The 14,660-nt window shown below is 60.0% G+C and carries 11 protein-coding genes; 5 read left to right on the top strand and 6 right to left on the bottom strand.

Features of this window, described 5'->3' with window-relative positions; translation table 11 throughout:
• Positions 1-141: 141 nt before the first annotated feature.
• The 5 genes from ND528_RS26805 to ND528_RS26785 all read right to left on the bottom strand — a co-directional run bounded on the left by ND528_RS26805 (position 142) and on the right by ND528_RS26785 (position 4,864).
• Entirely contained in the window at positions 142-906 is a 765-nt protein-coding gene (locus tag ND528_RS26805) for a hypothetical protein (RefSeq protein ID WP_137215052.1), read from the bottom strand.
• Positions 907-1,368: 462 nt separating this feature from the next.
• Positions 1,369-2,118, bottom strand: coding sequence for an L-cystine ABC transporter ATP-binding protein TcyN (gene tcyN / locus ND528_RS26800; RefSeq protein ID WP_263471629.1), 750 nt, complete (start codon positions 2,116-2,118; stop codon positions 1,369-1,371).
• Positions 2,119-2,122: 4 nt separating this feature from the next.
• Positions 2,123-2,788, bottom strand: a complete 666-nt coding sequence (gene tcyL / locus ND528_RS26795; protein ID WP_263471628.1) for a cystine ABC transporter permease — start codon at positions 2,786-2,788, stop codon at positions 2,123-2,125.
• Complete coding sequence (tcyJ, locus tag ND528_RS26790) at positions 2,788-3,588, bottom strand: cystine ABC transporter substrate-binding protein (protein WP_263471627.1); 801 nt, start codon at positions 3,586-3,588, stop codon at positions 2,788-2,790. Before tcyJ ends, tcyL begins: the two co-directional genes overlap by 1 nt.
• Before the next feature lie 283 nt (positions 3,589-3,871).
• Entirely contained in the window at positions 3,872-4,864 is a 993-nt protein-coding gene (locus ND528_RS26785) for a D-cysteine desulfhydrase (protein WP_263471626.1), read from the bottom strand.
• Positions 4,865-5,054: 190 nt separating this feature from the next.
• Between ND528_RS26785 and epsC the strand changes: the two genes are divergently transcribed.
• On the top strand, positions 5,055-5,981 hold the full coding sequence (gene epsC, locus ND528_RS26780) for a serine O-acetyltransferase EpsC (protein ID WP_263471625.1): 927 nt from the start codon (positions 5,055-5,057) through the stop codon (positions 5,979-5,981).
• Positions 5,982-6,380: 399 nt separating this feature from the next.
• Positions 6,381-8,342: a choline transporter BetT gene (gene betT / locus ND528_RS26775; RefSeq protein ID WP_160768576.1), complete on the top strand. Its 1,962-nt coding sequence runs from the start codon at positions 6,381-6,383 to the stop codon at positions 8,340-8,342.
• Positions 8,343-8,556: 214 nt separating this feature from the next.
• Here the strand turns inward: betT and ND528_RS26770 are convergent, their stop codons facing one another.
• Positions 8,557-9,594, bottom strand: a complete 1,038-nt coding sequence (locus tag ND528_RS26770) for a LacI family DNA-binding transcriptional regulator (RefSeq protein ID WP_137215056.1) — start codon at positions 9,592-9,594, stop codon at positions 8,557-8,559.
• Positions 9,595-9,797: 203 nt separating this feature from the next.
• Here ND528_RS26770 and ND528_RS26765 point away from each other — a divergent pair, with 203 nt between their 5' ends.
• The 3 genes from ND528_RS26765 (at position 9,798) to mgrA (ending at position 14,492) form a co-directional block, all read left to right on the top strand.
• The gene (locus ND528_RS26765; protein WP_263471624.1) at positions 9,798-12,023 is read left to right on the top strand and encodes a TonB-dependent receptor; all 2,226 of its coding nucleotides are present in this window, start codon (positions 9,798-9,800) and stop codon (positions 12,021-12,023) included.
• A 1-nt stretch (position 12,024) separates the two neighbouring features.
• Complete coding sequence (locus ND528_RS26760; RefSeq protein WP_263471623.1) at positions 12,025-13,344, top strand: LLM class flavin-dependent oxidoreductase; 1,320 nt, start codon at positions 12,025-12,027, stop codon at positions 13,342-13,344.
• A 110-nt stretch (positions 13,345-13,454) separates the two neighbouring features.
• A complete protein-coding gene (gene mgrA / locus ND528_RS26755) occupies positions 13,455-14,492 on the top strand; it encodes an L-glyceraldehyde 3-phosphate reductase (protein WP_263471622.1) in 1,038 nt (345 codons plus the stop codon).
• Positions 14,493-14,660: the final 168 nt, after the last annotated feature.

Raw genomic sequence — 14,660 nt, 5'->3', positions numbered from 1 at the left:
CCGGTGGTCCGGTGTATATACCCTAAGCGTGTATAAATATTAAATAAACTAACTTTTAGGAATATGCATAGAAGGAGGGATGTTCGGCTTGGTTAACGAGTTTCAGGTGAGAGGTGACTGACCTCCCACCTTGGGCAGGTCTCACTTGGTACGCGATTCGGCAGCCTTGAATTCGGGTTTCAACGGGACTTTTACGTACGGATTCACGCAACCAATTTTCAACGTACGCGGCGGCGCCCAGCGCGAGTTATTACCGACCCGGTCGAGAATGCAGTACGTCACGTCCAGGCGCAGGTCTTCACCGGCTTCGACAATGACCGCTGGTGGCACCCAGACCTGAATCGGCAGCCCGACGTCGGCCGCCGTGACAGGCGCCAGGTCCATGCGCACATCGCCCCAGCGCAGGGTGATGGCGTCGTCTTCGGCCATGTTCACGTAGGGCTCGATGGTCAGCGGCACGCCGCGTTTGATCTGGCTGGGGTTCACGCCCTGACGGCGAATCGCTTCGGGGATGATCACCGGTGCCAGTTGCTGATTTTCGTCTTCGCACTGCCCGGTGGGCTGGCCACCGGGGCAATCGAGTTTGACCTGCACCCGGGTCGCTGCCGACAGTGCCGGGCCATGGCCGACCTGCATCACGCGGTAGTGAATGCGCGCGATGCCGTTGCTGATGAAACTCTCCGGCACCCGTAGGCTGACTGACTCACCCACATCGGCCGCGCTGAGGACTTTTGACGCGACATAGCATTTGTTCCAGAACAGTTCGATCAGATCGCCAACGTCCATGTCGCCGTAGGGGGGTACATCGATCAGCAGGTGGGCCGCTGTCGCTTGGTTGATGCCGGTTATTTGTGCGCATGCCAGCGTTGGCGCTGCAAGTTCGGGGGTGTGCGAAGTGCGGGTCATCGGTTTCTCTCCTTGAAGTCTTGCAGCGAAATCCGTTTCTGGAAAACAAAAAAAGGCGCGAATCAACTGGCAATAAAAGCGACAAGTATTAGCTCGGCTTTAATGCAAGATTTTGAACTAAGTGGCGCCGGTTGCCGACTAGATAAAAGTCTGCGGAGAGGGGTGTCAATAGAGGGGCTTAGTTAATGCGTGAATTACAAGTTAATCAGAAGGCTCCTACGTCACCTAGGCAATATGCCTAGTGGTACGCGCGAAACCAGCTACAGATAAACGGCTATTGCGCAGGGTTTTGCGCGGGTTTGTTCGCGGGTAAACGTATGGAAATATGACGATTCGAAGATGCGCGTAACCGTTGCGCAATATATATCTGCGCCCGCAAGTAACAAATTTAGAGAAGTTTAAAATGCCGGGAGAGAGGTAACTTCCATCCGTGGAAGTAGAGGGGTATTGCTGAGAAATTTGTCAGGCGTGATTCAGAAACTTGCTGAGAAACTGTTGAGTGCGTTCTTCTTTAGGATTGGCAAACAGTGCCTTGGCTTCACCTTGCTCGACAATTACGCCCTTGTCGAAAAACACTACGCGATTGGCCACGTCACGGGCGAAGCCCATTTCGTGGGTGACAATCACCATTGTGCGATTTTCTTCGGCAAGACCGCGAATGGTCGCCAGCACTTCGCCGACCAGTTCCGGGTCGAGGGCGGAGGTCGGTTCGTCGAACAGAATGACTTCCGGCTCCATCGCCAGCGCCCGGGCAATCGCCACGCGTTGTTGCTGGCCACCGGAGAGACGGCGTGGATACGCGTCCTCTTTGCCGGCAAGCCCCACTTTGTTCAGCAGCTTTTTACCCAGAGCAACTGCCTGGTCGCGCGGCATCTTCTTGACCACGATCGGGCCTTCGATGATGTTTTCCAATGCGGTGCGATGGGGGAACAGGTTGAAGTTCTGGAACACGAAGCCGACGTGCTGGCGCAGGTTGCGTACCAGGCTTTGCTGCTGGTTCAGCGGGCGGCTGGTATCGATTTCGATTTCGCCGACCTTGATCCGGCCGCTGGTGGGTTCTTCGAGGAAATTCAGGCAACGCAGGAACGTCGTTTTCCCCGAGCCACTGGGGCCGATGATCGCGACGACTTCGCCTTCCTTCACCTCAAGGTCGATGCCGTTGAGCACGACCTGACCCTTGAATTGCTTGGTCAGTTTTTCCACGACAATCATCGCGTCAGGACTCCTGGTCGTGCCGATTGACCCGCTCTTCCAGCTTGTTCTGCAAGTGCGAAAGCACCGTGGCCAGAATCCAGTAGATCAGCGCGGCGGCAAGATACATGGTGAAGACTTCGAAAGTCCGGGCGGTAATCAGCTGCGCCTGACGGAACAGCTCCGGCACCTGAATGGTCGCGGCCAGCGCCGTGTCCTTGACCAGCGAAATGAAGCTGTTGCCCAGCGGCGGTAATGCCGTGCGCATCGCTTGCGGCAGGATGGCCCGGCGCAGGGTCTGCGCGCGGGTCATGCCGATACTCGCAGCGGCTTCCCACTGGCCGCGTTCGATCGAACCGATCGCGGCACGCAGGATTTCACAGGCGTAGGCGGCCATGTTCAGCGAGAAACCGATCAGCGCTGCCGGCAGCGGATCAAGCTCCATGCCCAGTTGCGGCAAGCCGTAATAGATCACGAAAAGCTGCACCAGCAACGGCGTGCCGCGAAAGAACGACACGTAGATGCGTGCCAGCCAACTGACCGATTTGAAGCGCGACAGGCGCATCAGCGCGAGGCCGAAGCCCAGCAGCAGACCGAAGAACATCCCGCCGAGGCTGAGGATTACCGTGTAGTACGCGCCCTTCAACAGAAAGGGCGCGGAATCCAGCGCGAGTTGGAAAGCCTCTTCCATTATTTAGTGACGTCTGCGTTGAAGTACTTCTTCGACAGTTTCTCGAGAGTGCCGTCGGCACGCAGTTCGTCGAGCGCCTTGTTCACCGCAGCCAGCAGTTCCGGCTCGCCTTTGCGCAGGGCGATACCGCTTTCCTGACGCGAGAAGGCCTCACCGGCAGCCACGGTTTTCGGGGCTTTCTTGGCGTATTCGAGGGCAGCCAGACGGTCGATCAGGATGGCATCGGTACGACCGTTGTTGAGGTCGGCGAATTTGGTCGGATCATCATCGTAGGTGCGCACGTCAGCACCCGGCACGTTGGCGCGGACCCACTGCTCGTAGTTGGTGCCCAGGCCGACACCGACTTTCTTGCCGGAGAGGTCAGCGGCAGTCTTGATGTTCAGGGCCGACTCTTTGCTTTTCAGCACGAGGGCCTGGATGCCGGAGACAGTGTACGGTTCGGAGAAATCATATTTATTCTTGCGCTCGTCGGAGATGGTCACTTGGTTGACCACCAGATCCAGACGCTTGGATTCCAGCGCAGCGAGGATACCGTCCCATTTGGTCGGCTGGATCTTGGCCTTGACGCCGAGCTTTTGCGCCAGCGCCTCGGAGAGTTCGACTTCGAAACCCGACAGCTTGCCGTTCTCGTCGACGAAGCTGAACGGTGGGTAGGTGCCTTCCAGGCCGACGTTGAGAACGCCCTTGTCCTTGATCTGTTGCAACTGCTCACCGGCCACTGCCTGACCGATCAGGCCAGCGCTGAGCGCCAGACCCAGCGAACCGACCAGCAGAGTGCGACGTAGTGCGGAAAAATTCATGACAAGCCCCTGTGTTTTCTTATGGAAGACGCTTAAGGAATGTAGGCAAATTGGTGATTTGAACGACAGCGCTATCCTGCCTTAAAGCAGCTTAAGCGTCTCGCCCGAAATTCGCCTGCGGCGAGACTATAAGATGTCTGTTTTAGACTTGAAAATACCTAATATGGAATCTTTTATTCATTTAAGGAATAACAGTGATTTCTTAAAAGATCGCAGCCTTTGGCAGCTCCTACAGGTGATCTCATGTTGGAGCTGCCGAAGGCTGCGATCTCTTGATCTGCTCTTAGAAAGAATCCTTATACGCAAACAACGCCGGCGCGCCACCGGTGTGCAGAAAGATGATCGGGCCGTCATCGAAGCGCTGCCGGCCAATCCCGTCGAGCAGACCGGCCATGGCCTTGCCGGTGTAGACCGGGTCAAGCAACAGACCTTCCTGACTGGCCAACAGTTTCACCGCCGCGAGTGTGCCGGCGTTCGGCTCGCCGTAACGCGGGCCGAAATATTCGTCCCACAACTCGACCTTGAAGCTGGTCGGCAACTCGACGCCCAGCAGCTCTGCCGTGCGTTCGGCCAGACCCTGCACCTTCGGCCGCTGATCCTCCTCACTGCGCGAAACCGTTACGCCGATCATCGGCAGTTGCGGCAGCGCCTCACTCAGCGCCAATCCGAGACCACTGTGAGTGCCGGCGCTGCCCGAAGCCAGCACCACCGCGGCGAAATCGAGGCCGCTGTCCTTGATCTGCTCAGCCAGCTCCAGCCCGGCGCGCACATAGCCCAAGGCACCGAGCGCGTTGGAGCCGCCAATCGGTACCAGATACGGCTTCTTGCCGTTGCTGCGCAGGCGCACGGCGAGAGCGGCCAGTTGTTCGTCGGCATTGTCGAGGTTGTCGACCAGCTCGACCTTGGTGTCGAACAGATCCAGCAGCAAGCGGTTGCCGTTGCCGGTGTAATTTCCGTCATCAGTGCCCAGCGGGTTTTCCAGCAGCGCCACACAACCGAGGCCGAGTTTCGCCGCCAGTGCGGCGGTCTGGCGTACGTGGTTCGATTGCAGCGCACCGGCAGTTATCAGCGTGTCAGCACCTTGCGCGAGCGCGTCGGCGGCGAGGTATTCGAGTTTGCGCAGCTTGTTGCCGCCCATCGCCAGCGGCGTCAGGTCATCGCGCTTGACGTACACCTCGCGACCGAGCCAGACGGACAGGCGTTCGAGTTTTTCCAGTGGCGTGGGGTGGCTCAGCAGTTCGAGACGGGGGAAGCGTTGCAGCTGTTGATTGATCATGGGTCTGTACTGGCGCAGAAGAATGAAAGGACTATAGGCACGCGTTTTTGCCCGGGCAACCGCCAATCGCTTATAGCCAAATGGACTGAGGCCAGCACTATCGGTTCTTAATTCGTCGGCAAAGGCATGCCGTAAAGTAGGCGCCGATGACGCGGCCAGACAGTCCGGCCGCCCGTGAGGAGTCTTTACCGTGAGCGAGCGTTCCAGCCATTGGCAATTGCAGACCATCGTCAGCCAGCTGCGCAGCGCGCGGGATCAGTGGCGCGCACAGAATGGCCGCGCTTCAGGAGAGCAGGGCGGCCGCGAATTGCCATCGCGAGCGGCGATGGCTGAAATCCTCGAGGCGCTGTGTGGTGCGCTGTTCCCGATGCGCCTGGGGCCGGTCGATCTGCGTGAAGAAAGTGAAGACTTCTACGTCGGCCACACACTAGATGTAGCGCTCAATGCATTGCTGGCGCAGACACGCCTGGAGCTGCGTTACGTCGCTCGCCACAGCGCGCAGGATGACAGCCAAGTCGAGGCTCGGGCGATTCAGATCGTGCAGGATTTCGCCCTTGCATTGCCGGGACTGCGCACGCTGCTCGACACCGATGTGCTGGCGGCGTATCACGGCGACCCGGCGGCACGCAGTGTCGATGAAGTGCTGCTGTGCTATCCGGGCATTCTGGCGGTGATTCACCATCGTCTGGCGCACCATCTGTATCGTGCCGGCCTGCCGCTGCTGGCGCGGATCAGCGCGGAGATCGCGCATTCGGCGACGGGCATCGATATCCACCCAGGGGCGCAGATCGGCCGCAGTTTCTTCATTGATCACGGCACCGGTGTGGTGATTGGCGAAACGGCGATCATCGGCGAGCGAGTGCGGATTTATCAGGCGGTCACTTTGGGCGCCAAGCGATTCCCGGCGGATGAGGACGGCCAGTTGCAGAAGGGCCACCCGCGCCACCCGATCGTTGAGGATGACGTAGTGATTTACGCCGGGGCGACGATTCTCGGACGGATCACCATCGGCAAGGGTTCGACCATTGGCGGCAACGTGTGGCTGACGCGTAGCGTGCCGGCGGGGGCGAATCTGACTCAGGCGAATCTGCAGCATGATGACGGGACGCAGAAGTAAGTCTTGAATCTGCGTTGTTGTATCGGGCCTCTTCGCGAGCAGGCTCGCTCCCACATTGGAATGCGTTTCATATGTGGGAGCGAGCCTGCTCGCGAAAGATCTCCAGGCCGGATCAAGGTAGTGGCCTTCAGCCAATTCATCAGTGAACGAATCCCTCCAAACCCACGTCATACCTCTCCTCGGGCGCTGTAGGAAACCTACCGCCCAGCCCTGCGATTAGTCCTTACCACCCCATTCATGTTTAACTTGAACGTTCATTCAAGTTAAACCGGTGGTTCGCTGCCCGCTCACAACAGGAGGCTTGCCTTTGCTGAGTCTGATCATTTCAGCCACGTTTCAACCCCTCGAGGTGCACGTTTCATGAGTGCATCGTCTACCCCCGCCAGCGGTCTGGTGCGCATGAATCCGCCGGTGTTCTACTTCGCCGCGACGGTCATTCTGCTGTTTGGTCTTGTCGTCATTGCCATCCCCGAGCAGGCCGGCGCCTGGTTGCTGGAAGCGCAAAACTGGGCGGCCAATACGGTCGGCTGGTACTACATGCTCGCGATGACCCTGTATCTGGTCTTCGTGGTGGTCACCGCGTTATCCGGCTACGGCAAGATAAAACTCGGTGCCGACCACGACGAGCCCGAATTCAGTTACCTGTCCTGGGCCGGCATGCTATTCGCCGCCGGGATCAGCATCACGCTGTTTTTCTTCTGCGTTTCCGAACCGCTGACGCACATGTTGCAGCCGCCGCAAGGCGAGGCCGGCACAGCTGACGCCGCGCGCCAGGCGATGCAGATTCTGTTTCTGCACTGGGGCCTGCATGGCTGGGGCGTGTTTGCCTTTGTCGGCATGGCACTGGCCTATTTCGCTTATCGGCACAATCTGCCGCTGGCCCTGCGTTCGGCGCTGTATCCGCTGATCGGCAAACGCATCAACGGCCCGATCGGCTATGCGGTGGACGGCTTCGGCATCATCGCCACGGTGTTCGGTCTTGGTGCCGACATGGGCTTCGGCGTGTTGCACCTCAACTCCGGCCTGGACTACCTGTTCGGCATCGCTCACACCCAGTGGATACAGGTCGGCCTGATCACGCTGATGATGGGCGCGGCGATCATCGTTGCGGTCTCCGGCGTCGATAAAGGCGTGCGGGTGATGTCCGACATCAACATGCTGCTCGCCTGCGGACTGCTGCTGTTCGTGTTGTTTGCCGGGCCGACACAGCACCTGCTCAACACCCTGATCCAGAACGTCGGCGATTACCTCGGCGCCCTGCCGATGAAAAGTTTCGACCTCTACGCCTATGACAAACCAAGCGACTGGCTGGGCGGCTGGACCGTGTTCTACTGGGCCTGGTGGATTGCATGGTCGCCGTTCGTGGGCCTGTTCATTGCGCGGATTTCCCGTGGTCGCACCATCCGTGAATTCGTCTTCGGCGTGCTGTTGATTCCGCTCGGTTTCACCCTGGCGTGGATGTCGATTTTCGGCAACAGCGCCCTGGATCAGGTACTCAATCACGGCATGAGTGCGTTGGGCATGTCGGCCATCGACAATCCGTCGATGAGTATCTACCTGCTGCTGGAAACCTACCCGTGGAGCAAGACCGTTATTGCCGTGACGGTGTTCATCAGCTTCGTATTCTTCGTGACGTCTGCGGATTCCGGCACCGTGGTGCTCTCGACCCTGTCGGCCAAGGGCGGTAACCCGGATGAAGACGGGCCGAAATGGCTGCGGGTGTTCTGGGGGGCGATGACCGCGCTGATCACCAGCGCGCTGCTGTTCTCCGGCAGCATCGACGCGCTGAAGTCAGCGGTGGTGCTGACCTCGTTACCGTTCTCGTTGATTCTGCTGCTGATGATGTGGGGCCTGCACAAAGCGTTCTATCTGGAATCGCAGAAGCAGATTGCGCAGCTGCATTCGCTGGCGCCGGTGTCCGGCTCACGGCGCGGCACCGGTGGCTGGCGTCAGCGCCTGAGTCAGGCGGTGCACTTCCCGTCCCGCGACGAGGTGTACCGCTTCATGGAAAGCACGGTGCGCCCGGCGATCGAGGAAGTGACCGCCGTGTTCGTCGAAAAAGGTCTGCACGTGGTCACCCAGCCGGATCCGGCGCATGACAACGTCAGCCTGGAAATCGGCCATGGCGAGCAGCATCCGTTCATCTATCAGGTGCAGATGCGCGGCTACTTCACGCCATCGTTCGCGCGCGGCGGCATGGGTTCCAAGCAACTCAACAATCGTCGCTACTACCGCGCCGAAGTGCACTTGAGCGAGGGCAGTCAGGACTACGATCTGGTCGGCTACACCAAAGAGCAGATCATCAACGACATCCTCGACCAGTACGAACGGCACATGCAGTTCCTGCATCTGGTGCGTTGATCCAACGGCTGAGCGCCGAGAGGTTTTTACGCCTCGGCGCTCAGCACCATGAACAGCACCACCGCCGCCACCGGGGCAAGCCCGCTCCCACAGGGTTTTGCGCCGTTCACAGATTTTGTATCCAACACTGAAACCTGTGGGAGCGGGCTTGCCCGCGAAGGCGCCACCTCGGTATGACCTAGAGCATAGCCAATCCAGCCCCCCGCCATATTCATCAGATGCTTTCGCGCTCGATCACTTGGCATCGCAGCAGATTCAGCCGCTGCACTTCGTCGCTCGGCAACACGCCAAGGCTTTCCAGCACGCGTGTCGCGGCGAGTACACCGATCTCCAGTGCCGGTGGTTTGATCGTGCTCAGACTGGGCAATAACATCTCGGCAAACGGGTAATCGCCGAAGCCGAGCACGGCGCAGTCTGCGGGGATTTTGATACCCGCGCGCTGTCCGGCGAGGAGACCTCCGGCGGCGAGATTGTCGTTGGCGAAGATGATCGCGTCGGGGCGTGGTGAGGCGTTCATCAGGGCGTCCATCGCTTGCTTGCCGGCCTCGAACGGTGCGCGGTCGGCGTCTGGGGCGAAGATCCATGGCTCACGTCCTGCTTCACGCACAGTGGCGGCATAACCATCGCGGCGCTCCAGTGCACTGAAGTCGCCCGGCGCACTGTTCTGTACGAAAGCAATGCGTTGGTAGCCTTTCTTGAGCAAATGCCTTGCTGCCGTCACGCCCACTTCGAAGTGCGAAAAGCCAATCTGCATGGGCTCGCGCTCCGGCTGGTAATCCCAGGTTTCGATGACCGGAATATCGGCCTCGGCGAGCATCTTCTCGGTGCCTTCGCTATGGAAGTGGCTGGTCAGCACCAGCGCTGCCGGCGACCAGCCGAGAAAGGCGCGCACGGCATTTTCTTCCTGCTCGATATCGAAATAACTCGACGCCAGCAACAGTTGATAACCGTGACGACTGAGGGTGTCGCTGAAGCCCTGGATCGTGTTGGCGAAGATCGGCCCGGAGATGTTCGGAATGACCATGCCGACGATTTTCCCCCGCGCCGAGGCCAGACCACCCGCGACCAGATTAGGCACATAACCGAGCTCGGCGACCACCGCCGCAATGCGCTCGCGCCGCTCAGGCGAAACCTGCTCGGGCTGATTGAAATACCGCGACACGGTAATCGCCGACACCCCGGCTGCACGCGCCACGGCGTTCAGCGTCACACGTCCGGCGCCCCGGCGTTTACGCGGCTTTTCAACGTTCAAGACTCGATCCTTTCTAAAAACCAAATCGCATATAAAAGTAATTTTTCAGTATTGGACGCTCTATAGCCAGATCGCCAATATTCGCGATGTTAGCGCTAACAATGCGCGTTGTCTGCTACTCGCTCGAGCGAATGCCCACGACAGATTCAGGCGCTGTCGTCACAGAACGGCAGCGGTTCAGGGCCATTTTCGAGCGAACATCTATGCGTAATTTTCCTGGGGCATTACACACACTGACGCAGTCGATTCGCGCGGCGGGCTGGATTTTTACCGGGCTGGCGGCGCTGCCGCTGCCCACGGCGTTTGCCGCTGACAGCAGCGATCAGGAACCGACGCTGAAATCCGTCACGGTGACCGCGACTCGCCGCGAAGAGTCACTGCAAAAAGTACCGGTGGCGGTTTCCGTGCTCGACGGCGAACAGCTCGAACGCGACAACCGCAACGGCGTGGCGAGCATCGTTCAGCAAGTGCCATCGCTGAATTTCCGTACCGGCGCCTCGAACAAGGACACCTCGTTATTCGTGCGCGGGGTCGGCACCATTTCCACCTCGCCCGGCGTCGAGCCGACCGTGGCCACGGTCATCGACGGCGTGGTGTATGCGCGTCCCGGCCAGGCCACGCTGGATCTGCTCGATCTGGAGCGCGTCGAAGTGCTGCGCGGCCCGCAAGGCACGCTGTTCGGCAAGAACGCCTCGGCCGGTGTACTCAACATCACCAGCAAAGCACCGACCGTCGAGACCCACGGCTATATCGATCAGGCGTTCTATAGCGGCAACGAAAGCCGCAGCCGTTTCGGCCTTGGCGGCAGTCTGATTCCGGACACGCTGAAGGGCTCGATCAGCACCTTGTTCGGCACGTACGACGGTAACGTCGACAACCAGCACAACGGCCACGAGGTCAACGGTTACAACCATCGCGGCGTGCGCGGCAAACTCGAATTCACTCCGAATGACGACATCACCTTCACCCTGATCGCGGACTACATGCAGTCCCACGACGACGCGCCCAATGGCGTCGTCAGCCAAGCGTTGACGCCGGCCTTCGCCAACGCGCTGAGTCCGGTGAATGCGACCAGCCACAATCGCGACATCAACACCGACACCCGCTCTCACATCGAGGACATCAACAAAGGCCTGTCCGGCCAGCTCGACTGGCAACTGGGTGATTTCACGCTGACGTCGATCACCGCGTGGCGCGGCTGGGACAACACCCAGTATCAGGATGGTGATCGCCTCGGCACCGTGACGGCGGCGTTCCCCGGCACCGCCGACAAGGGCGATCTGGCCTTCGACCAGTATTCGCAAGAGCTGCGGCTGGCCTCACCGAAGGGCGAGTTTCTCGAGTACGTCGGCGGCCTGTTCTACATGCACGGCAAGGACGACGAGACCTATCAGCGCACCCTCACGACCACCACACGCACCGACCGTGGCGTTGCCGATTACAGCACCACCAGCGACAGCTACGCGGTGTTTGGTGAGAGCACGCTGAACTTCACTTCGCACTTTCGCGGCATCGCCGGCCTGCGCTACACCCACGACGATCTGGAATACGATCACCGTCGCGTTTCAACATCAGCAACCACCGTCAGCGGCATTCAACCGGCGACCAGCAGCTCAGGTTCGGTGGACGAAGATGGCTGGTCCGGTCGCCTCGGTTTGCAGTACGACCTGAGCGATACCGTCACCACGTACCTGACCTATTCGCGCGGTTACAAAGGCCCGGCGTACAACGTGTTTTTCAACATGCAGCCGCGCGACACCGAAGCGCTGAAACCGGAGACCTCCAACACCTGGGAAGCGGGGATCAAAGCCACCTCCTGGAACAACCGCCTGACCACCAACCTGGCGATCTTCCACAGCGAGTACGACAACTATCAGGCGAACTTTTTCGACACCGTCGCCGGGCAGGTGGTGACGCGTTTGATCAACGCCGGCAGCGTCACCAGCGAAGGCATCGAACTCGATTATGCCCTGCAAGCTACCCAGCAACTGAAGTTCTCCGGCGCACTGGCCTACACCCGCGCACGCATCGACGAATTCGCTTGCCCGGCCGGCGCGGCGGCGTCGTGCAATGTCAACGGCAAACCGTTGCCATTCAGCCCGGACTGGAAAGGCTACGTCCGCGCTGACTACACAATTGCGCTGGACAACGGTCTCGATATCGAACTGGGCACCGACTACAGCTGGCAAAGCGAAGTGCAGTACGACATCAGCCAGAACCCGGATACCAAACAGGGCGCTTACGGGCTGTGGAACGCCAGCGTCGCCCTGGCCGATTACAGCAATGGCTGGCGCGTCGCGCTGCTCGGCAAGAATCTCGCCGACAAGTCCTATTCGCCGTTGCTGGCCAGTGGCGGTAGCTACATCTATCGCGCCGTGCCTCGCGATGACGAGCGCTACTTCGGCGTGCAATTGCGCAAGGATTTCTGAGATGAGCAGACAGATGAAACTCGGTGCATTTCTCATGGCCACCGGGCATCACGTGGCGGCGTGGCGGCACCCCGATGTGCCTGCGGATGCGGGGCTGGATTTCGCCCACTACAAACGTCTGGCGCAGATCGCCGAAGCGGCAAAGTTCGATGCGCTGTTTGTCGCCGACAGCGTCGCCGCACCGACCGAAGATATCGCCAGCCGCATGGCGCGCTCCGATCACTTCGAGCCGCTGACCTTGCTCTCGGCACTGAGCGCAGTGACCGAGCACATCGGCCTGATTGCCACGGCCACCACCAGTTACAACGAGCCGTACCACGTGGCGCGCAAGTTCGCTTCGCTCGATCATTTGTCGGGCGGACGGGCCGGGTGGAATCTGGTGACTTCGGACAACGCCGCCGAGGCGCTTAATTTCGGCCGCGACGCACACATCGGCCATGCCGAACGCTACAGCCGCGCCCGTGAATTTCATCAGGTGGTCACCGGGCTCTGGGACAGTTGGGAAGACGATGCCTTCCACCGCGACAAGGCCAGCGGCGCCTATTACCACCCGCACAAGCTGCATGTGCTCGATCATGTCGGTGAACATTTCCGGGTCAAAGGCCCGCTGAACGTCGCGCGCTCGCCGCAGGGGCAACCGGTGATCGTCCAGGCCGGTTCTTCCGAAGCCGGGCGCGAACTGGCGGCGCAAACGGCGGAAGTGGTGTTCACCGCGCAGACTTCGCTGGCCGCCGCACAGGCGTTTTACGCTGATATCAAGGGACGCTTGGCCAAGTTCGGGCGCAGCACCGATTCGCTGAAAATCATGCCCGGTGTGTTCGTGGTGGTCGCTGCTACCGAGGCTGAAGCGCAGGAAAAGTGTGAAACGTTTCAGCAATTGGTCGAACCCGAGGTGGGCGTCGCGCTGCTTGGGCGTATGCTGGGCAACTTCGATTTATCGAAGTACCCGCTGGACGGGCCGCTGCCAGAGTTGCCGCTGACTGACAGCGGTCAGCAGAGCCGACAGAAATTGCTGACCGAGCTGGCCGGGCGGGAGAACCTGACCCTCGCCCAGCTTGGTCGCAGGATCGCTGGCGGGCGCGGGCATCACAGCCTGGTCGGCACGCCGGCACAGATTGCCGATTGCCTGCAGGAGTGGTTCGAACAAGGCGCGGCGGACGGCTTCAATGTGCTGGTGCCGCACCTGCCGGGCGGGCTGGAAGATTTCGCCAATGGCGTGGTGCCGGAACTGCAACGGCGTGGCTTGTTCAGAACCGAGTATGAAGGGCGCACGTTGCGGCAGAACCTGGGGCTGGCTCGACCCGGCAATAGATTTGCGTAACAGCTTTCGCGAGCAGGCTCGCTCCCACAGGAAAATGCATTCCAGGTGTGGGAGCGAGCCTGCTCGCGAAGCAGTCGACACCCATTTCAAGACAGACAAGAGAGGATTCGATGACATACACCGCTGCCGATAACCGCTATGACTCCATTCCTTACCGCCGCGTCGGTCGCAGCGGTCTGGTGCTGCCGGCATTGTCGCTGGGCCTGTGGCACAACTTTGGCGACAGCACGCCGATCGAGACCCAGCGTGCCTTGCTGCGCACCGCGTTCGATCTGGGCATCAACCATTTCGATCTGGCCAACAACTACGGCCCGCCATACGGCAGCGCCGAGATCAATTTCGGTCGCCTGCTGCGCGAAGACTTCAAGCAGTATCGCGACGAACTGATCATCTCCAGCAAGGCCGGTTGGGACATGTGGCCCGGCCCGTACGGCCAGGGCGGCGGTTCGCGCAAATACGTGCTGGCCAGCCTCGACCAGAGCCTGCAACGCCTCGGCCTGGACTATGTGGACATCTTCTATTCGCACCGCTTCGACCCGGACACTCCGCTGGAAGAAACCGCCAGCGCCCTCGCCACCGCCGTGCAGCAGGGCAAGGCGCTGTACATCGGTATCTCGTCTTACTCAGGCGTGAAAACCCGCGAGATGGCCGCGCTGCTGAAAGAGTGGAAAGTGCCGCTGCTGATTCATCAACCAGCGTACAACCTGCTCAACCGCTGGGTGGAAAAGGATCTGCTCGATACCACTGACGAACTCGGCACTGGCGTCATCGCCTTCACGCCGCTGGCGCAGGGTTTGCTCACCGACAAATATCTCAACGGCGTACCGGCCGATGCGCGAGTCAATCGCCCGGGCGGCGGTTCGTTGCAGGCGTCGCATTTGTCCGAAGCCAACATTGCCCATGTGCGCGCATTGAACGAGATTGCGAAACGTCGCGGCCAGAGCCTGGCGCAACTGGCACTGGCGTGGACGCTGCGTGATCCCCGAGTGACCTCGGCACTGATCGGCGCGAGCCGGCCGGAGCAGATTATCGAGAATGTCGGCGCGCTGAAGAATCTGAATTTCAGCGCTGAAGAGCTGGCGGAGATTGACCGGTTTGCCCAGGAGGGCGGGATCAATCTGTGGGAGAAGCCTTCGACGGCGGAGTGAGCCACCCTCACCCCAGCCCTCTCCCAGAGGGAGAGGGAGCCGACCTGATCTGGCTTAATGATTCTGGACACTTCTAAAGGGCGGTAATCTACGCCCAGCGACGAGGTGTGATATGACCAGACGATATTTTTCGACAGATTTCAAACGGGATGCGGCTTGCCTGGTTTT

Source organism: Pseudomonas mercuritolerans, from assembly GCF_025706525.1.
GTDB lineage: Bacteria > Pseudomonadota > Gammaproteobacteria > Pseudomonadales > Pseudomonadaceae > Aquipseudomonas > Aquipseudomonas mercuritolerans.
The sequence above is the reverse complement of the archived record's forward strand: the minus strand, read 5'-3'. Positions and strand labels throughout refer to the sequence as shown.